The 18136-nt window shown below is 68.5% G+C and carries 24 protein-coding genes and 1 tRNA gene; 17 read left to right on the forward strand and 8 right to left on the reverse strand.

The window, feature by feature from the left end:
* Nucleotides 1-32: 32 nt before the first annotated feature.
* Together FEK34_RS08530 and FEK34_RS08535 are read right to left on the reverse strand one after the other, a co-directional pair.
* Nucleotides 33-105: transfer RNA gene (locus FEK34_RS08530), tRNA-Arg, on the reverse strand.
* Between the two features lie 162 nt (nucleotides 106-267).
* The gene (locus tag FEK34_RS08535) at nucleotides 268-672 is read right to left on the reverse strand and encodes a hypothetical protein (protein ID WP_138447288.1); all 405 of its coding nucleotides are present in this window, start codon (nucleotides 670-672) and stop codon (nucleotides 268-270) included.
* 86 nt (nucleotides 673-758) lie between these two features.
* On the opposite strand from FEK34_RS08535, the gene FEK34_RS08540 reads away from it, so the two are divergent.
* A complete protein-coding gene (locus tag FEK34_RS08540; RefSeq protein ID WP_138447289.1) occupies nucleotides 759-1745 on the forward strand; it encodes a TerC family protein in 987 nt (328 codons plus the stop codon).
* A 48-nt stretch (nucleotides 1746-1793) separates the two neighbouring features.
* On the opposite strand, the gene FEK34_RS08545 is transcribed toward FEK34_RS08540, so the two are convergent.
* Entirely contained in the window at nucleotides 1794-2081 is a 288-nt protein-coding gene (locus FEK34_RS08545; RefSeq protein WP_138447290.1) for a YciI family protein, read from the reverse strand.
* A gap of 37 nt (nucleotides 2082-2118) precedes the next feature.
* Nucleotides 2119-2733, reverse strand: coding sequence for an amino-acid N-acetyltransferase (locus FEK34_RS08550; protein ID WP_249357840.1), 615 nt, complete (start codon nucleotides 2731-2733; stop codon nucleotides 2119-2121).
* A 110-nt stretch (nucleotides 2734-2843) separates the two neighbouring features.
* On the opposite strand from FEK34_RS08550, the gene pgsA reads away from it, so the two are divergent.
* The 5 genes from pgsA to pspM all read left to right on the forward strand — a co-directional run bounded on the left by pgsA (nucleotide 2844) and on the right by pspM (nucleotide 6600).
* Nucleotides 2844-3500, forward strand: a complete 657-nt coding sequence (gene pgsA / locus FEK34_RS08555) for a CDP-diacylglycerol--glycerol-3-phosphate 3-phosphatidyltransferase (RefSeq protein WP_249358880.1) — start codon at nucleotides 2844-2846, stop codon at nucleotides 3498-3500.
* Entirely contained in the window at nucleotides 3497-4000 is a 504-nt protein-coding gene (locus FEK34_RS08560; RefSeq protein ID WP_138447291.1) for a CinA family protein, read from the forward strand. The genes pgsA and FEK34_RS08560 overlap by 4 nt, the downstream gene beginning before the upstream one ends.
* A gap of 108 nt (nucleotides 4001-4108) precedes the next feature.
* Nucleotides 4109-4555 (forward strand): helix-turn-helix domain-containing protein, encoded by a 447-nt coding sequence (locus FEK34_RS08565; protein ID WP_138447292.1) that lies wholly within the window; start codon nucleotides 4109-4111, stop codon nucleotides 4553-4555.
* Between the two features lie 216 nt (nucleotides 4556-4771).
* Nucleotides 4772-5605, forward strand: a complete 834-nt coding sequence (gene pspA, locus FEK34_RS08570; RefSeq protein ID WP_104359183.1) for a phage shock protein PspA — start codon at nucleotides 4772-4774, stop codon at nucleotides 5603-5605.
* A gap of 122 nt (nucleotides 5606-5727) precedes the next feature.
* Entirely contained in the window at nucleotides 5728-6600 is an 873-nt protein-coding gene (gene pspM, locus FEK34_RS08575) for a phage shock envelope stress response protein PspM (RefSeq protein ID WP_138447293.1), read from the forward strand.
* A gap of 77 nt (nucleotides 6601-6677) precedes the next feature.
* Here the strand turns inward: pspM and FEK34_RS08580 are convergent, their stop codons facing one another.
* The gene (locus FEK34_RS08580; RefSeq protein WP_138447294.1) at nucleotides 6678-7823 is read right to left on the reverse strand and encodes an acyl-CoA dehydrogenase family protein; all 1146 of its coding nucleotides are present in this window, start codon (nucleotides 7821-7823) and stop codon (nucleotides 6678-6680) included.
* A 137-nt stretch (nucleotides 7824-7960) separates the two neighbouring features.
* On the opposite strand from FEK34_RS08580, the gene FEK34_RS08585 reads away from it, so the two are divergent.
* Nucleotides 7961-8647 (forward strand): TetR/AcrR family transcriptional regulator, encoded by a 687-nt coding sequence (locus FEK34_RS08585; protein ID WP_138447295.1) that lies wholly within the window; start codon nucleotides 7961-7963, stop codon nucleotides 8645-8647.
* Here the strand turns inward: FEK34_RS08585 and FEK34_RS08590 are convergent.
* Nucleotides 8637-9164, reverse strand: a complete 528-nt coding sequence (locus FEK34_RS08590) for an OsmC family protein (RefSeq protein ID WP_138447296.1) — start codon at nucleotides 9162-9164, stop codon at nucleotides 8637-8639. The two genes, FEK34_RS08585 and FEK34_RS08590, sit on opposite strands and share 11 nt — an antisense overlap.
* Nucleotides 9165-9354: 190 nt before the next feature.
* Between FEK34_RS08590 and FEK34_RS29930 the strand changes: the two genes are divergently transcribed.
* The 5 genes from FEK34_RS29930 (at nucleotide 9355) to FEK34_RS08610 (ending at nucleotide 12490) form a co-directional block, all read left to right on the forward strand.
* Nucleotides 9355-9528 (forward strand): hypothetical protein, encoded by a 174-nt coding sequence (locus tag FEK34_RS29930; protein WP_165448873.1) that lies wholly within the window; start codon nucleotides 9355-9357, stop codon nucleotides 9526-9528.
* A gap of 89 nt (nucleotides 9529-9617) precedes the next feature.
* Complete coding sequence (locus tag FEK34_RS08595; RefSeq protein WP_138447297.1) at nucleotides 9618-10328, forward strand: PIG-L deacetylase family protein; 711 nt, start codon at nucleotides 9618-9620, stop codon at nucleotides 10326-10328.
* Nucleotides 10329-10377: 49 nt separating this feature from the next.
* Nucleotides 10378-11535 carry a glycosyltransferase gene (locus FEK34_RS08600; RefSeq protein WP_138447298.1) on the forward strand — a complete coding sequence of 386 codons (1158 nt, stop codon included), beginning with the start codon at nucleotides 10378-10380 and terminating at the stop codon, nucleotides 11533-11535.
* Nucleotides 11536-11567: 32 nt separating this feature from the next.
* Nucleotides 11568-11762, forward strand: a complete 195-nt coding sequence (locus FEK34_RS08605) for a DUF3046 domain-containing protein (protein WP_138447299.1) — start codon at nucleotides 11568-11570, stop codon at nucleotides 11760-11762.
* Complete coding sequence (locus FEK34_RS08610) at nucleotides 11759-12490, forward strand: aminoglycoside 3'-phosphotransferase (protein WP_138447300.1); 732 nt, start codon at nucleotides 11759-11761, stop codon at nucleotides 12488-12490. Before FEK34_RS08605 ends, FEK34_RS08610 begins: the two co-directional genes overlap by 4 nt.
* A 21-nt stretch (nucleotides 12491-12511) precedes the next feature.
* Here FEK34_RS08610 and FEK34_RS08615 read toward each other — a convergent pair whose 3' ends face one another.
* The gene (locus tag FEK34_RS08615; protein WP_138447301.1) at nucleotides 12512-13027 is read right to left on the reverse strand and encodes a CGNR zinc finger domain-containing protein; all 516 of its coding nucleotides are present in this window, start codon (nucleotides 13025-13027) and stop codon (nucleotides 12512-12514) included.
* Nucleotides 13028-13180: 153 nt separating this feature from the next.
* Between FEK34_RS08615 and FEK34_RS08620 the strand changes: the two genes are divergently transcribed.
* From FEK34_RS08620 to recX, 5 genes are all read left to right on the forward strand, one after another.
* Nucleotides 13181-13633 (forward strand): VOC family protein, encoded by a 453-nt coding sequence (locus FEK34_RS08620; protein WP_138447302.1) that lies wholly within the window; start codon nucleotides 13181-13183, stop codon nucleotides 13631-13633.
* Nucleotides 13634-13673: 40 nt separating this feature from the next.
* The gene (locus FEK34_RS08625) at nucleotides 13674-14561 is read left to right on the forward strand and encodes a pyridoxamine 5'-phosphate oxidase family protein (protein ID WP_138447303.1); all 888 of its coding nucleotides are present in this window, start codon (nucleotides 13674-13676) and stop codon (nucleotides 14559-14561) included.
* A 25-nt stretch (nucleotides 14562-14586) separates the two neighbouring features.
* Nucleotides 14587-15036 carry a nuclear transport factor 2 family protein gene (locus FEK34_RS08630; protein WP_138447304.1) on the forward strand — a complete coding sequence of 150 codons (450 nt, stop codon included), beginning with the start codon at nucleotides 14587-14589 and terminating at the stop codon, nucleotides 15034-15036.
* Nucleotides 15037-15167: 131 nt separating this feature from the next.
* Complete coding sequence (recA, locus tag FEK34_RS08635; RefSeq protein WP_036538104.1) at nucleotides 15168-16205, forward strand: recombinase RecA; 1038 nt, start codon at nucleotides 15168-15170, stop codon at nucleotides 16203-16205.
* A 427-nt stretch (nucleotides 16206-16632) separates the two neighbouring features.
* Complete coding sequence (gene recX, locus FEK34_RS08640) at nucleotides 16633-17307, forward strand: recombination regulator RecX (RefSeq protein ID WP_138447554.1); 675 nt, start codon at nucleotides 16633-16635, stop codon at nucleotides 17305-17307.
* Between the two features lie 44 nt (nucleotides 17308-17351).
* Here recX and FEK34_RS08645 read toward each other — a convergent pair whose 3' ends face one another.
* A complete protein-coding gene (locus FEK34_RS08645; RefSeq protein ID WP_138447305.1) occupies nucleotides 17352-18056 on the reverse strand; it encodes a hypothetical protein in 705 nt (234 codons plus the stop codon).
* Between the last annotated feature and the right edge of the window lie 80 nt (nucleotides 18057-18136).

Here is an 18136-nt window from a genome sequence, read left to right on the forward strand (position 1 = left end):
TGGGCCGAGCGCTGGACGGCGCTCGGCCCGCGTGCGCTCGGGAGGATTCGAACCTCCAGCCTTCTGAGTCGTAGTCAGACGCTCTGTCCGTTGAGCTACGAGCGCGAAATGGCATGACAATTCCGGAATCAACGAACCGGAACAATTGGGCCGTTTTGCGGACCCAGGCGCCCCGCAATTCTTCATGCGAATATAAATGCGCACGAAAAAGGGGCCATTCCTGGCTGTCGCCCTGGAATGACCCCTGCCGGATCCGAAAAGGTCTGGCTAGGGGCTGCTCCGGGCGCGAGCGAGGCTGTCGCAGTTCAGCGTGGCCTCGGGCATGACGAATTCACCGAGTCGGCGTGCGACGCCGAGACGGCGCATCTGCCGCTCGTGAATGCGCTGCACGTTCATGGTCCGGCCTTTCGTCTCAGGTAGGTGTTTCGATGACGGGTTCCACGGTAGCAGCCGAATAACGTTCCAGAAAAGAGTTTTTCGGCGGTGAATAATTGTCGAGTCGGGAATGCTGGTGCAGCGGTGGGTCGTCGAACACCTGGGCGCCAGCCCGCTCGGCGATCCGCACACCGTCGGCACGGCCGTCGGTGTGCGGATCGCGTCGGGTCCATTGCAACCCACCCCGACGAGACGGACATCACGCCGCGCGGTGACCTGCGCGGGATGTGAAATCATGGTGAGCAACCAACCCGCAAGCCGAGTGAATCGGGCAAATCGGGCATGATTGACGCCATGAGTCTTACTGCCGATCGGAGCGCACCATGCAGGTGACCGCGCTGGAGTGGGGGATCACCATCGCGGTGATCCTCGGTTTGTTCGTCTTCGACTTCTTCGCCCACGTACGCACCCCGCACGAGCCGACCTTCCGTGAGTCCGCCTTCTGGTCGGCGGTCTACATCGGCCTCGCGCTGGCCTTCGGTGGTTTCATCGCCTGGAAGTGGGGCGGAACCTTCGCCGGGGAGTACTACGCGGGCTTCGTCACCGAGAAGGCGCTCTCGGTGGACAACCTGTTCGTGTTCCTGATCATCATGTCCACCTTCGCGGTGCCCCGGATGTACCAGCAGAAGGTGCTGCTCATCGGCATCGTGGTGGCCTTGGTCATGCGCGGTGTGTTCATCGCCGTCGGTGCCGCCGCGATCAGCGCGTTCAGCTGGGTGTTCTACCTGTTCGGCCTGTTCCTGGTCTACACCGCGGTCAAACTGCTGCGTGAGAGCGGCCACGAGGTCGAGGAGGAACAGAAACGCGACAGCCGCATCGTCGCGCTGACCAAGAAGATGGTGCCGACGACCGACGAATACGACGGCGACAAGCTGATCACCAAGATCAACGGCCGTCGCGCCGTCACCCCGATGCTGCTGGCGCTGCTGGCGATCGGCTTCGCCGATCTGCTGTTCGCGCTGGACTCCATCCCCGCCATCTACGGCCTGACCGAACAGCCCTACATCGTGTTCGTGGCCAACGCGTTCGCGCTGATGGGCCTGCGTCAGCTGTACTTCCTGATCGGCGGCCTGCTCGACCGGCTGGTGTACCTGTCCTACGGCCTGTCGGCGATCCTGGCCTTCATCGGCGTGAAGCTGGTGCTGCACGCCCTGCACGAGAACACGCTGCCGTTCATCAACGGCGGTGAACACGTCTCGGTGCCGGAGATCTCCACCGCGTTCTCGCTGTCGGTCATCATCGGCATCCTGGTGATCGCGACGGTGGCCAGTCTGGTGCGCACCAAACAGACGAACAAGGCGGCAAAGTAGTGGCAACCCGGCGGTGCCGGCCGGTGTCCCGGCCGGCACCGCCGGTGCTCACACCTGGCTCATGGCCCCGAAAATGGGCAGCCACTCCTGCACCCGGACCTCGGTGATCAGGTTCTCGCGGGCGAACGGGTCTTCGGCCAGCAGGGTGCGCAGCGCTGGCTCGTCGTCGGCCCGGAACACCAGCAGGGCACCCGAACCGTCCGGGTACGGGCCGCAGGTCAGCAGCGCGCCCTCGGCCAGCCGGTCGGCCAGCCAGCCACGGTGCTCGGGGCGATACTCGTCGCGCCCGGGCACGGTGTCGGCGGTGTAGGTGTAGTGGACGGCGAACAGCGGCACGTCGGATCGCTTTCTGTCGAAGGTGGGCAGGAGCCGCTCAGAGGGTGAGCAGCATCCGAGTGTTGCCGAGAGTGTTCGGCTTGACGTAGCTGAGGTCGAGGAATTCGGCGACACCGGTGTCGTAGGACCGGCACATCTCGGCGTACACCTCGGCCGTCACCGGCGTGCCGTCGATCTCGACGAACCCGTGCCGGGAGAAGAACTCCACCTCGAAGGTCAGCACGAACACCCGGCTCAGCTCCAGCTCCCTGGCCACCTCGATCAGCCGGCGCACGATGAGCTTGCCCACACCCTGGCCCTTCACATCCGGGTGCACCGCGACCGTGCGGACCTCACCCAGATCGGCCCACAGCACGTGCAGCGCGCCGCAACCGACCAGCCTGCCGTCTTGTTCGGCGACCCAGAATTCCTGCACGGCCTCGTAGAGGTTGACCAGATTCTTCTCCAGCAGGATCCGGCCCGAATAGACGTCCACCAGGGCTTTGATCGCCGGGACGTCCGAGGTTCGGGCACGGCGCACCGTCGGGACACGATCATGCGTGCCTGCCGATGCGGTGGCGGGCGCGTCGGGCGGCGCCGCGCCTGCGGGATCGGCGGGCACCGCGGCGGGTGCGTCGCTGGTCGAACCACTCAGTGGTCCCCGTGAGGTCATGGGGTGCACAGTAGTCGGCCCCGCTACCGATAGGCTGGAGATGTGCCGCACACCCAGTCGTACCGCTCAACGCATCGCGCCGGGCAGCGCGACTGGATTCAGAGGCGGCTATGAGCGTGCAGCCCGAGGAAATGGATCGCGGCTGGTCCGGCCCGGCGCCGCTGCGCCCGGGTCTGGTGCCGCCGCCCGCCGAGCCCGCCGTTCCGCTGTTGAACATCGCGAACGTGCTGACCATGGCCAGGATCGCGCTCGTGCCGCTGTTCGTGCTCGCGCTGTTCGCCGACGGCGGTCATGACACCGCCTGGCGGATCACCGCCGCGGCGCTGTTCGGGCTGGCCGCGATCACCGACCGATTCGATGGGCAACTGGCCCGCAAATACGGCCTGGTCACCGACTTCGGCAAACTCGCCGATCCCATCGCCGACAAGGCGCTGATCGGTTCCGCGCTGATCGGATTGTCGGTCCTGGGTGATCTGGCCTGGTGGATGACGATCGTGATCTGCGGTCGCGAACTGAGCGTCACGCTGTTGCGGCTGGTGGTGGTGCGCCGCGGCGTCATCCCGGCCGGTCGCGGCGGCAAGCTGAAGACCCTGGTGCAGTCGCTGGCCATCGCGGTGCTCGTGCTGCCGCTGTCCGGCGGATTCGCCACCGCGGGGATGGCGCTGATGTGGCTGGCGCTGGTGCTCACGGTGGCCACCGGACTCGATTACGTCGGCCAGGCGGCGCGCGTGTGGTTCGCCGGATCTCCCCGTCACCGCAACGGATGAGCGATCCGCTCACCCCGCAGGTGCCCGCCGCCGAACTGGTGGCCGCGCTGGCCGAAGCCGGCCAGACCGTCGCCACCGCCGAATCATTGACCGCCGGCCTGCTCAGCGCCACCATCGCGGGCGTTCCCGGTGCCAGCGCGGTGCTGCGCGGCGGCCTGGTGGTCTACGCCACCGACCTCAAACACAGCCTGGCCGGAGTCGGCTCGGACGTGCTCGACACCGAAGGGCCGGTGGCCGCCAGCACCGCCGAACAGCTCGCCGTCGGCGCGCGCACCCGCTGCGGCGCCGACTGGGGTGTGGGCCTGACCGGCGTCGCCGGGCCGGACCGGCAGGGCGGATACCCGGTCGGCACAGTGTTCCTCGGACTGGCTGGTCCCGGGCATACCGAGGTGATGCGGTTGAAACTGTCCGGCGACCGGTGGAACATCAGACTCGGTGCGGCGCGGGCCGCGGTCGCCGAGCTGCTGCGATGTGTGCGGGCTCCGGCGGCGGCGGACTGATTCGCGGCGAGATCTCTCGCTCGGGAACCAACCGCACGCACCTGGACGTTGTGCCAGAAAGCGGCGCATGCGCGCCGACGCCTGGAGACAGGGAGTGAGGAGACCGAGATGACGCTGCTGCGAGAAGCGATCGGTGACAGTCTGCGGCGTGCGCGTCTCGCCCAGCAGCGAACTCTGCGGGAGGTGTCCACATCCGCACGGGTGAGCCTGGGCTACCTGTCGGAGGTCGAACGAGGCCGCAAAGAGGCCTCGAGCGAGCTGCTGGCCGCGATCTGCGAGGCCCTCGATGTTCCGTTGTCGCGAGTGCTGTGGGACGTGAGCACGATCATGGCCGGTGTGGACGATGTGCGTGAGCCCGCCGTCGCGGTGCCCGCGGGCCCGGGTGCGGCGCAGGCCCCGGCGGCCGCCGACGAGGCCGATGCCGCGCCCGCCGAGCCCGCCACCGCCACGATGTCGGTGGCCGGTGCCGAGGTGCGCCCGTACATCGATGGCGACACCAGGATCGTCATCCCCGCGCCGCGTTCGGACACCCTGGTTCTGGTGAGGAGCGCGTGAGCCGGAAATCGGCGGTGTGCCGTGGCAACGCTGCGGCCCACCGGCAAGAGCGGATAGATTCGTCATAGGCGGCGGAAGCGGACCGTGGCCGACCCTACTCGCGGGGTTGGCCCGGTCCAGGCGCCTCATGGTGGAGGATAGGCACATATCGGGTGCGTGACGGTCGCGCACTGGAGTCGCGCACAGCGGCGCAGCAGATGGAGGCGGGATCAATCGATGGCTAATCCGTTCGTCAAGGCCTGGAAATACATGATGGCCCTCTTCGACTCCAAGATCGAAGAGCACGCGGATCCGAAGGTCCAGATTCAGCAGGCTATCGAGGAAGCGCAGCGCCAGCACCAGGCCCTCTCGCAGCAGGCCGCGTCGGTCATCGGCAACCAGCGTCAGCTGGAGATGAAGCTGAACCGTCAGCTCGACGAGGTCGAGAAGCTCAACGCCAACGCCCGTCAGGCCGTCACCCTGGCCGATCAGGCGACCGCCGCGGGCGATACCGAGAAGGCGATCCAGTACACCAACGCGGCCGAGGCCTTCGCCGCGCAGCTGGTCACCGCCGAGCAGTCGGTGGAAGACCTGAAGGTGCTCCACGATCAGTCGTTGCAGGCCGCCGCGCAGGCCAAGAAGGCGGTCGAGCAGAACGCCATGCTGCTACAGCAGAAGGTCGCCGAGCGCACCAAGCTGCTCAGCCAGCTCGAGCAGGCCAAGATGCAGGAGCAGGTCAGCGCCTCGCTACAGCAGATGGACTCCACGCTGTCGGCCCCCGGCTCCACGCCGAGCCTGGACGCGGTGCGCGAGAAGATCGAACGCCGCTACGCGACCGCGCTCGGCTCGGCCGAACTCGCCCAGAACTCCGTGCAGGGCCGCATGCTCGAGGTGCAGCAGGCCAGCATCCAGATGGCCGGGCACAGCAAGCTCGAGCAGATCCGCGCCTCGATGCGCGGGGATGCGCTGCCCTCCGGTGGCGCCGCACCGGCGATCAACCCGGCGCAGGCGCAGGCCGATCCGGCGCAGCCGCAACCGCAGATGAACAAGGGCCAGACCGCCCAGCAGTAGCGGCGGGGAAGAATAATGGTGGCGAGCGTGCGGGCGTCCGGTAGACCGATCGGCGCCCGCACCCGCCCCGAATGCCGGCCGCCCGGCGGGGCGGTCGTAGTGGTGTCGGCGGAAGGATTGACATGAGCCGCAACGGTTCCCGCGGCCGCGTCGACGGCATGAACATCTTCGGATCACCGGCCTTCGGGACTGGGCAGGCCAATCTCCCCGACACCTTGCGCGATGTGGGCGAGCACGCACTCGTGGCGGTGCGCCGCTGGGCCGATCCGCGCGAACGCGAACTACGCAAACGCCGCCGCGCCCGCAGGCGCAGCATGCAACTCGGCACCGTCTCCGGTCTCACTACGGTGGGAACCGTTGGGCTGGTGATTCTTTCGGCTCCCGCCTGGGCAGTGGTGGTCGTCGGCGGTGGCGCCGTGGCCCTGGTCACGGGCACCGCGCTCAGCGCGCGCCGCTATCTGCGGCTGCGCGGAAAGCCGCTGCCCCAGGCGGCCTTCATCGCTCGTAAGGCGCCGGGAGTGCGTTCGGCGGCGCGCGCCCCGATCGTCGCACTGATACAAGCCGAGCGGGCCATGCACGATCTCGGGGCGCAGATCGCGCGATCGCGGCGGCTTCCGCCCGACGAACTCGATGACCTGCTCGACACCGCCCGCTCCGGCGCGGCCGCGCTGCACGCGCTGGCCGCCGATATCGTCGCCATGGAGCGCGCCGCGGCCACCGTCGGCCGCACGAACCCGCAGGCAGGCGCTTCGCTCACGGCCAACGTCGGCGCGGCGGTCCAGCGGCTGGAATCCGGTGTCGCCGAATACGAACAACTCGTCGCCGCCGCGGGCCGCGTGCTCGCGGTGCCCGACAGCGCCGTCGTCGCCTACCAGTTCAACGGCATCGTCGCCGAACTCCAGCACGCCGCCGACCGCCTCGACGGCTGGGCCCAGGCGCTCACCGAAATCGCCGACAAGCAGGCCCCGGCCCCGCTACCTCCGCACGGGCGGTGATCGTCACCGGAATGCGGTGGGGGCGCCGGGAGTGACTAACCCGGCGCCCCAGATCATCGCGATCTCCGACGCCCCGCTCACAGGGAGCGCGCGATGATTTCCTTCATGATCTCGTTGGTGCCCGCGTAGATCATCTGCACGCGGTTGTCGACCCACATGCGCGAGATCGGGTACTCGGTCATGTAGCCGTAGCCGCCGTGCAGCTGCAAGCATTCGCTGGCCACCGACATCGCGCGCTCGGTGGTCCACCACTTGGCCATCGCGACCGTCGGGATGTCGAGCTCGCCCGCGATGTGCTTGGCGATGCAGTCATCGGTGAACACCCGGGCGATATTGGCTTCGGTGGCGACCTCGGCCAGCTTGAACTTGGTGTTCTGGAAACCGAACACCGAGCGGCCGAACGCTTCACGCTCCTTGGTGTAGCGCAGGGTGTGCTCGAGCGCGACCTCCATGCCCGCCACCGAGCCGACGGCGATGATGAGCCGTTCCTGCGGCAGCTGCTGCATCAGCTGGATGAAGCCCTGGCCCTCCGCGGTGCCGAGCAGATTGCTCACCGGGATGCGCACGTCCTCGAAGAACAGCTCCGAGGTGTCCTGGCCCTTCTGGCCGATCTTGTCCAGCACCCGCCCGCGCCGGAAACCGGGACGGTCGGCCTCGACCAGCACCAGGCTGATGCCGGAGGCGCCCTGGCTGGTGTCGGTCTTGACCACCACGATGATCAGATCGGCCTGCGCGCCGTTGGTGATGAAGGTCTTCGACCCGTTGACGATGTACTCGTCGCCGTCGCGGATCGCCTTGGTCTTGACGTTCTGCAGGTCCGATCCGGTGCCCGGCTCGGTCATCGCGATCGCGCCGACGACCTCACCGCTGGCCATCTTCGGCAGCCAGTGCTTTTTCTGCTCCTCGGTGCCGTAGGCCAGCAGGTAGTGCGCCACGATGCCGTTGTGCAGGCTCTGCCCCCACGCGGTGTCCACGACGCGGGCCTGCTCCTCGATCAGCACGGCCTCGTGGGCGAAGGTGCCGCCGCCACCGCCGTATTCCTCCGGGATCGACAGGCACAACAGCCCGAGCTCACCGGCCTTGTTCCACAGGTCGCGGTCGACGTGGTGCTGCTCGATGTACTTGTCGACGTTGGGCGCGACCTCCTTCTCGAAGAAGGCCCGCGCGAGCTCGCGCAGCGCGTCGAGGTCCTCGTTCATCCAACACGACCGGTAGGTGGTCATCGGGTGTCCTCCCGTTGAGCGGCCCCGGGGACGGTATTCGTTACCGGGAATAACGGGTACAGTGTGTCCCACACCGGCCGGTGTGACAAGCCCCACCGTCTCGGGGACGGCCCCGAACTGCGATAGCGTGGCCCGACGTGGAACGACAGCGATGGACCGACACCGCAGAAACCCGACGTTCGGGTGCGGACTCCTCGGCGCGCGACGAACGGCGCGCCGCGATCGTCGACGCCGCCATCGCCGCGATCGCCGAACACGGCCCCGACGCGCTGACCGGGCAGATCGCCGACCGCGCCGGTCTCAATCGCACCCACTTCTATCGCCATTTCGCCAGTAAGGCGGAGCTGGATTGGGCGGTGGCCAAGCGTGCGCACCTGGATATCACCGAGCGGATCCGCGCGGCGCTCGTGGTCGACGGCACGCCGCTCGACGCCATCCGCGCCCCGATCGTGGCGCATGTCGGCTGGGCCGACGAACATCCCAACCTGTACCGGTTCCTGTTGGGGCGCAACTACTACCGGGGCAAGGACATGCCGCGCATCGGCGGCAGCGCGTTCGCCGCCGAGATCTCCGCGGCGGCGGTCCGATACATTCCGCGTTTCGACGCCGACCCGGTCGCCGCGGACCGGCTGGTCGTCGCCCTGCTCGGCCTCATCGACGCCACGGTGCAGTGGTGGCTGTCCTACCGCGACACCTCACGTGCGGAGCTGGTGGAACTGCTCACCACCCAGGCCTGGCTGCTGATCGACCACCATCTGCGGACCGTGGGCGTGGTCCTGGACCCGAATTCGCCGCTGGAGCGGAGCGCAACGCTCAGCGAGTGATCTCCAACGTCGAATGCACCGGGGTGACGCCGGTGGTCAGATCCAGGACCGGGCAGTGCGCCTCCACCGCCTGCTGGAGTTCGGCGTAACGCTCATCGGTCTCCGGGCCGCGCACCCGCACCTGGACCCGGACCTGCTGGAAACCCGGGCGCACCGATTCGTCCAGGCCGAAGAAGCCGCGGACATCCAGATCGCCTTCGGCCGTCAGCGACAGCTCGTCGACGGTGAGGCCGAGCCGCTGCGCCCAGAACCGGTAGGTCACCACCTGGCAGGACAGCAGTGCAGCCAGATACACCTCCACCGGATTGGCGGCCGTGTCGTCTCCGCCGAGCGTCGGCGGCTCATCGACCACCAGTGTGTGCGAGCGCGCGGTGATCGAGCTGGCGACCTGGCCCTGCGGAACCGCCGCCGCCCGGAACACCACCTGTGCGTTGCGGGAATCCTCGGCGACCGCGGTGGCGGTGGCGTCGGCGATGTCGTTGAGTGCGGTGGCCGTCCGCGCCGGGGAAGTAGTCATGACCGCGACGGTAAGGGCGTGCGGGCCCGCGGGCGAGGTTTGTGTTCGCGATGATTCTGACGGTCGATGCGCGGGCCGCCACGGCTAGGGGTGAACCCTGAACTTCACCCCGATATCGGCTCTCACCTGGTGATTTATCGGCTACCCGGTGTCATGCTCGGGGGGACGACGAATTGCTGGGAGGCACGAAATGCTGTGGAAGATCATTGGCGTGGTCGCCGTTGTCTGGATCGCACTGGCCGTCATCGGTGCGTTGATCAAGGGCCTGTTTCCGATCCTGATGATCAGCGCCGTGGTGTTCGGCCTCTACCTGCTGTACAAGGCGGTGTCGGGTTCGGACAACAACACCGTGAGCAAACTCTGACCCACCACGCGCCGAACGGGCCGTACGCCTTCCCGATACGGAAGACGCACGGCCCGTTGTCGTCTCGGGCTCGTGTTTGAATGGCGGGTATGGAGCAGCTACCGGAAGACTGGCAGCGCGGTTTGGTGATCGTCGCGCATCCCGACGACATCGAATACGGCGCCGCCGCGGCCGTCGCCCGCTGGACCGGCCAGGGCAAGGACATCCGCTACGTCCTGGCGACCTCGGGGGAGGCCGGGATCGCCGGGATGCCACCCGCCGATGCCGGGCCGCTGCGGGAAGGTGAGGAGATCGCCTCGGCCGCCGTGGTCGGCGTCAGCGAGGTCGAGTTCCTCGGTTACCCCGACGGACGGGTCGAGGAGAGCCTGGCCCTGCGGCGCGACCTGGCCGCCGCGATCCGGCGCCACCGCCCGGAGATGGTGGTGCTGTTCAACTTCGGCGACGTGTGGGCGCCCGGATACGTCAACAGCGCCGATCACCGCGCTGTCGGCCGGGCGGCGCTGGACGCGGTCTCGGATGCGGGCAACGAATGGATCTTCCGTGAACTGGCCGAGCTCGAGCCGTGGACGGCGCGCTGGGCTGCGGTGGCCGGGCCGAAGGTCACCCACGCCGTCGACGTCACCGACACCATCGGCAAGGCCGAGGCCTCGCTGGCCGAGCACCGACGCTACCTGGAGGCGCTGAGCGACGAACCGGTCGCCGACCAGGTGCGGGCCGTCCTTGACATGACCACCGGCCCCATCGAGGGTTTCCCGGCCGAACGCGCGGTGGGCTTCGAGCTGTTCCATTTCCGCGGCTGAGCCCGCCGTGCGCCGTCGGCGTCGATGAGCGGTGTGGCAGGCTGGGCGGATGCGAGTAGCCGTCGTCGCAGGCCCGGACCCGGGCCACGCGTTTCCCGCTATCGCGCTGTGCCTGCGCTTCGCCGCCGCCGGTGACGAGCCGGTGCTGTTCACCGGGCCGCGCTGGTTCGACGCCGCCCGCGCGGCCGGCATCGGTGTGCGCAGGCTCAAAGGGCTGGCGCCGCGCGAGATCGATGACGACCGCGACGCCGGGCAGCGGATCCATGAACGCGCCGCGCACATTTCGACCGAGATCCTGCCCGAACTCAGCGCGATGCTGCCGGAACTGGTGGTCTCCGATGTGCTGACCGCAGGCGGCGGGATGGCGGCCGAGCGGCTCGGCGTGCCGTGGGTGGAACTGTCGCCGCACCCGCTGTATCTGCCCTCGAAGGCCTTGCCGCCCATCGGTAGTGGGCTCGCACCCGGTACCGGGCTGCGTGGCCGGATCCGTGACGGGTTCTTGCGGACGATGACCGCCCGTGCCATCGAACAGGGACGCCGCCAGCGCGCACGCGCACGGGAAAGTGTCGGGCTGCCGGGGGAAGATCCCGGCCCGATCGCCCGGCTGATCGCGACCCTGCCCGCCCTGGAGGTGCCGCGACCCGATTGGCCGGAGATCGCGCATCTGATCGGGCCGCTGCTGTGGGAGCCGACCGACTCCGTGCTGGAACCCCCGCCGGGTGACGGTCCGCTGGTCATGGTGGCGCCGTCCACCGCGCACACCGGTGTGGCCGGGATGGTGGAGACGGTGCTGGCCGGGCTGGACGGCACCGGTGTGCGAGTCGCGGTCTCGATGCTGGACGAGCCGCCCGCGGACCTGCCGTCCTGGGCCACCGCGGGGCTCGGCCGCCAGGACGAACTGCTGCGGCACGCCTCGGTCGTCGTCGGTGGTGGCGGCCACGGGCTGCTCGCGAAATCGCTGACGGCCGGCGTGCCCGTGGTGACCGTGCCCGGCGGCGGCGACCAATGGGAGCTGGCCAATCGCGCCGCGCGCCAGGGAAGTTCGCTGCTGGTGCGTCCGCTGAGCGCGGACGCCGTCCGCGAGGCGGTGCTGCGTATCCTCGCCGAACCCGGTTTCGCCGCAGCCGCCGCCCAGGCCGCCGCTGGCGTGTCGGAGGTGACCGACCCGGTCGAGGTCTGCCACACGGTCCTAGCCACCGCCCGCTGACGCTGCCGCCCGACGCGGGTATCTTCGACACAGTGCGATTGACCGAATTCCAGGAGCTGTTGCACACCGAGTTCGGTGTGTCCCGCGGTGACGCCCTCCTCACCGACCACGTCATCCCCGCCCTCGGCGGCCGCACCGGCGCCGCCGCCATCGAAGCCGGCGTCGACCCCCGCGACGTCTGGCGCGCCCTCTGCGCCGAATTCGACGTCCCCCGCTCCCGCTGGTGAACGCCGCACCGGCAGGGTGGGATGCGCCGCTGCCGCCGGCCGTCGCGGCTCTCCTCGGTGATTCGCCGAGCTGGTCGGATGAGCACGAGGGGATGAGCGGCGGCGTCGTTTTCGCCGGCGGGTATTGGGTCAAGCGGGGCCCGGAGGCCATTGCGGAGTGCGAACGGCTGCGCTGGCTGGCCGGGCGCGGGATTTCCGTACCCGAAGTGGCGGCGTTCGACGAGGACGTGCTGGTGCTCGCGGATGTGGGGGTGTCGAGTCTGGCGCGGCGGGGTGGTCGGGTCGGGGCTGTGATGGGGGAGGCATTGCGGGTGTTGCATGAGGTGCCGACTGCTCAGTGCCCGTTCGACGGGCGGCTGGAGGTGATGCTGCCGCAGGCGCGCAGGCGGGTGCTGGAAGGGCTGGTCGATGCGGAGGATTTCGACGACGACAACCCGCTGACGCCCGAGCAGGTGCTGCGGCGGTTGGTCGACGAGCGGCCGGAGGACGAGGATCTGGTTGTCGCGCATGGTGATTTCACGCCGGCGAATGTGCTCGAGGGTGGCATCCTGATCGACGTCGGGGCGCTCGGGGTGGCCGATCGCTACCGTGATCTCGCGCTGGCCGCGCGGGATCTGCGCGAGGACTTCGGGGCGGGCGAGGTCAGGGAGTTCTTCGACGCCTACGGGCTGGGTGAGCCGGATCAGCGCAAGCTCGACTACTACCGGCTGCTCGACGAACTGTTCTGAGCCGGGCGGCTTTCGGGGCGGTCAGGACTTCTTGGCGTAGTGGCGCGCGGCCTTGGTGCGGTTGCCGCAGGTGGCCATGGAGTGCCAGCGGCGGGTGCCGTTCTTGGAGGTGTCGTAGAAGAACAGCACGCAGTCGGGGTGGGCGCACTGGCGGATGCGGTCGGGGGCGGTGGCCAGCAGGTTCAGCAGGTTGTCGGCGGCCAGCCAGCCCGGCAGCCAGGCCGGATCGGCGATTTCGGGGGTGTCGAGGGGGCCGGCGTCGGCGAGTGAGCGGCGGATCCGGCCGTGGTCGAGCACCTCGTTGAGCGCGTCGCGGCGGCCGTGGCGGACGGTGTCGTAGATGGCGGCGCGCGCGGCCCGCACAGCGTCCAAGGTCGCGGCGTCGGCGCGGGCGCGGCCGGTCAGTTCGGCAGTCTCCAGCCAGATCCGCAGCCCGGCCACATCGGTGAGCAGATCCTGCGGGCCGTCGCTCATCCACCGCGTGTTCAGCAGATCCAGGGCCAGGGGTTCACCGAGGTGAGGACGTGGATCGAGCATGCCTGAGGGTAACGGCTCCATGCCGCGAGGCGTGACAACCACCTCCTTCTAACCAGTTAAATCATTTTAGACGGTTGACAGATGTGTAGCCGTATCTCTACGTTCTAACCAGTCAAACAAACTATGACGGTTTGACAATCCCGAGGAGGAACCATGACCACACCCCAGCTCGCCACCGGCCACGTCGGTCTCAACGTCACCGACCTGACCCGATCGGTCGACTTCTACTGCCGCGCGCTCGGCTTCCAGCAACTGGTGGCCAGCACCGATGACAACCGGAAATGGGCCTTCCTCGGCGCCGACGGCGCACTGGTGCTGACCCTGTGGCAGCAGAGCGACGGCGTGTTCACCACCTCGAGCCCGGGACTGCACCACCTCTCCTTCCAGGTCGACACCCTCGAGCAGGTGCGGTCGGTCGAGGCGACCCTGCGTGAGCTCTCGGTGGAATTCGCCTACGACGGTGTGGTGGCGCACGGCGAAGGAGCGTCCTCCGGCGGGATCTTCTTCGCCGACCCGGACGGCATCCGGCTCGAGGTCTACGCCCCCAGTGGCGCCGAATCCGCACCCGCCCCCAGCGGCGCCGCACCCACCTGCGGATTCTTCTGATCCACGGCCGCCGACGGTCCGGGCAGTGAGGTAGACACACATGACTACGCCCTTCCATGCCGGCGAGCGCATGGTGCAACAGCGGATGGGTCAGGCCGATATCGCCGGCCGGGTCGGCCGGATGATCCGCCGCGACATCCCCGCGGTCGCCGCGGATTTCCTGGCCGAACAGTCGATGGTGGTGCTCGGCGCCGCCGACACCTACGGCCGGATGTGGGCGAGTCAGCTGTCCGGGCCGCCGGGGTTCCTGCGGGCGGCCGGGGCGGACACCGTGCTGGTCGACGCGCGACCCGCGCCCGGCGACCCGCTGCACGAGGCGAGCGCGCATGAGATCGGTGTCGGCATGATCGCGCTGCAACCCCAGCGACGCAGGCGCATGCGCGTCAACGGCACCGCGACACCCGAGGACGACGGCCTGCGCATCGTCACCGACCAGGTGTATTCGAACTGCCCGAAATACATCTCGCGCAGAGAGATTCGCTCCTACGACCCGACGGTGCGGGCCGAGCCGCGCCGGAGCGTCGCGCTGGATGAGCGGCAATGCGCCGCCATCACCGCCGCCGATACGTTCTTCCTTGCCACCGCCGACACCGACGGCCATGCCGATGCCTCCCATCGCGGCGGCAATCCCGGATTTCTCGAAGTGCTCGCACCCGATCGGCTGCGCTGGCCGGACTATCGCGGCAACTCGATGTTCATGACCCTGGGCAATATCGCGGTGAACCCCCGCTGCGGCATTCTCATCCCGGACTGGGCTACCGGCGGCAGCCTCCAGCTCACCGGCACCGCGGAATTGGTATGGGAGGAAACCGCATTCACTGCCGGCGCCCAGTGCTCGATCGAATTCACCGTCACCGAGGTCGTCGACACCTCGGCGACGGGCCCGCTGCGCTGGGGGCCCGCCGAACTCTCACCCGTCAATCCCTGATCCGACTCCACGAAAGGAATGGTCCATGCGACCCCCACTGCCCCCGTTCGACCGCAGCACCGCCGAGGCCAAGGTGCGCGCCGCCGAGGACGCCTGGAACACCCGCGACCCCGAGCGGGTCGCCGCTGCCTACACGCCGGATTCGGTCTGGCGTAACCGTGACGAACACTTCACCGGGCGCGCGGCCATCGTCGAGTTCCTGACCCGCAAATGGGCGAAGGAGAATGGGTACGCGCTGCGCAAAGAACTGTGGGCGTTCGACGGCAATCGCATCGCCGTGCGATTCCAGTACGAATGGCACGACGAAGACCACCGGTGGTGGCGCAGCTACGGCAACGAGCAGTGGGAATTCGCCGGCGACGGGCTGATGGCGCGCCGTGAGGCGAGCATCAACGATGTCCGCATCGACGCCGGCGAGCGGCGCATCTTCGGGCCGCGCCCGGCGGGGGACCGGACACCACTGCCGCAGTGGTGACCACCTTCGGGCGCGTCGCTTGACTCGAACATCTGTTCGGCTAACCTTGTCGCCAGAACTTGTCGGTGCCGCCCTCTAATGTGGGCGCCAACCACAGAACGAGACTCACCCGTCGAAAAGGGGATCAGGACATGGCACCACAGGCGTACGACCGCGACAAGGCGCTCGAGCTCGCCCTGGCTCAGGTGGAGAAGAGCTTCGGCAAGGGCGCGGTGATGCGGCTCGGCGAGGAGGCCCGCCAGCCCGTGTCGGTGATCCCGACCGGCTCGATCGCGCTGGATGTGGCCTTGGGCATCGGTGGTCTGCCGCGCGGGCGCGTGGTGGAGATCTACGGCCCGGAATCCTCGGGTAAGACCACCGTCGCCCTGCACGCGGTGGCCAATGCCCAGGCCGCAGGCGGCGTCGCGGCGTTCATCGACGCCGAGCACGCGCTCGACCCGGACTATGCCCGCAAGCTCGGTGTCGATACCGACGCGCTGCTGGTCTCCCAGCCCGACACCGGTGAGCAGGCGCTGGAGATCGCCGACATGCTGGTGCGCTCCGGTGCCATCGACATCATCGTCATCGACTCGGTGGCCGCCCTGGTGCCGCGCGCGGAGATCGAGGGCGAAATGGGCGACAGCCACGTCGGCCTGCAGGCCCGCCTGATGAGCCAGGCGCTGCGCAAGATGACCAGCGCGCTCAACAACTCCGGTACCACCGCCATCTTCATCAACCAGCTGCGCGAGAAGATCGGCGTCATGTTCGGCTCGCCGGAGACCACGACCGGTGGTAAGGCGTTGAAGTTCTACGCGTCGGTGCGCCTGGACGTGCGGCGCATCGAGACCCTCAAGGACGGCAGCGACGCGGTCGGCAACCGCACCCGGGTCAAGGTCGTCAAGAACAAGGTCTCGCCGCCGTTCAAGCAGGCCGAGTTCGACATCCTGTACGGCCACGGCATCTCCAAGGAGGGCTCGCTCATCGATATGGGCGTCGAACAGGGCTTCATCCGCAAGTCCGGCTCCTGGTACACCTACGAGGGCGACCAGCTGGGGCAGGGCAAGGAGAACGCCCGCAAGTTCTTGCTGGACAACACCGACGTCCGCGACGAGATCGAGAAGAAGATCAAGGAGAAGCTCGGCATCGGCGCCGACGTGACGGCGAGCGAAGAGGTCCCCGCCGATTTCTGATCCGCGGCCACCCCGGCGCCCCGCACCCGGCGAGGTAGCGGAGGCGGCGCCCGCTGATCCGGTCGCAGCGATGCGGCAGCAGCTGGCCCGCCTCGGCGTCGAGGTCACCAGTACCACCGGCTTCCGGCCCGACGGTCAGGAGCCGGCCCCGGTTCGCCCGGCCGATGGTGGTTCGGCCGAGGCGAACACAGCGGGTACTCGGTCGGACGCGTCCGATCCGCAGCGGACACGTCCGGCCGAGTTCTCCGGGACTCGTCGTCGGCGATCGAGCAACGATCGCGACGGCGACGACACCGGAAGAGGCGTTCTTCGGGCGAACAGCAAACGCCGCCGGCGGAGCGCTGAAAGCCCCCGGTTCGCCTCCGATGACTACTCGCCGGCTCAGAACCGATCGTGGGATGAGCCCGGCGCGGATGCCGACCAGGGTGTGCCGGGCGACCGGCGGCACCCATCCGACAGCGATAGGCCTTGGGCAACATCTGGTAACGACTCGCAGCAGCGATCCGCGCCGAAGCGAAAGCGTTCCGCCAGGGGCACTCGTGCCGGGTCGCGCGTCGACGGCGGATCCGGGTCGGCGGGAGCCGAGCCCGGTGGCGGCACCCTCGAGCAGGCGAAGGACGCGTGCCTGCGGCTGCTCGCCGTCCGCGCCCGCAGCCGCGCCGAACTCGCACAACGTTTGGCCGCCAAGGGATATACGGCCGAGGTGAGCGAGCAGGCTCTCGACCGGCTCGCCGAGGTCGGGCTCATCGACGATGCCGCCTTCGCCCAGCAGTGGGTGCAGTCCAGGCACACCTATTCCGGCAAGGGTCGCCAAGCCCTTGCTCAGGAACTGCGCCGCAAAGGTGTATCCAAGGACGACGCCGACTCTGCCCTCGCTGCCGTCACCACCGACGACGAACACGAGCGCGCCACCGAACTGGTCCGCCGCAAACTGCGTTCCCTGCCCGCGAACCTCGACCGCGACAAGACGATCCGCCGCCTCGTCGGCATGCTCGCCCGCCGCGGCTACAGTTCCTCCACGGCCTACGCCGTCGTCAAAGCCGAACTCGACGCCGCTGGTGCAGAGCATGCCCTGGACGACACCGACGCGGCGCCGCAGTAGTGCTCGTACGGGCCCGCCTCAACTGCCACGCCGAACCGCGACGTTCAGACACCGCCACTGAAACCGCCGCCGAGGTTGCCGCCGATGCTGCTACCTCCTCGGCCGCCGGAGTACCTGCCTGCGGAATAGGGGAGAAAGTGCCCGAAGGACGAGGAGGGAAGCCATTCATGGCCTTTGCCGAGCGGGCCAGGCACCCGTACCAGCTGCAGCAGGTTTCCGACATGAAGCGGATCCTCGCCCAGATAGTCGGCGATCTCCTCGACGCTCATCTCCTCGTCTCGGTACAGCACAGCCACCGCTTCCCGCATCTGTTCCCACGCGTGCGGCCGCGTCTCCGGCTCACGGGCCCGCTCCAGCTCGGCGTCGATCTGTTCGGACCGGGCGTAGAAGGACTGGCCGTGACGGCGGAAATAGTCTTGCTCGAATTCATGCCGCGCCGCCAACCGAGCCGAACGCTGTCTGTCTTCCGACCACGTATAGCGTCGGGGGATCAGCAGCATGGCACAGCGTTTCCCGAGCGCCCAGGTCGCCGGATGCAGCCGCATCGGGCCCGGGTGCCAAGCCAGGAATTCCTCCTGTGCGCGCGACCGGCCCTGCTCCTCCGCGGCGTGAAACGCTGCCCATAACTCGTTGCGCGCCCTGGTGAGCCGGGCGATCGCCGCGGTATCGGGTTCAGTCCGCAGCGGTGGCGTCCGTGATTCCTTGCGGGCCAAGGCGTAACACCGTCGAGCTTCTTCGCGACCGGTCATCACCTGCTCCTCAATGTCGGAAGTTCGCCGATGGAATACCCACCGCCGATGCCCGTGAACAAGGATGGAAACGACAACGG

The organism is Nocardia cyriacigeorgica, from assembly GCF_005863245.1.
Classification (GTDB): Bacteria; Actinomycetota; Actinomycetes; order Mycobacteriales; family Mycobacteriaceae; genus Nocardia; species Nocardia cyriacigeorgica_C.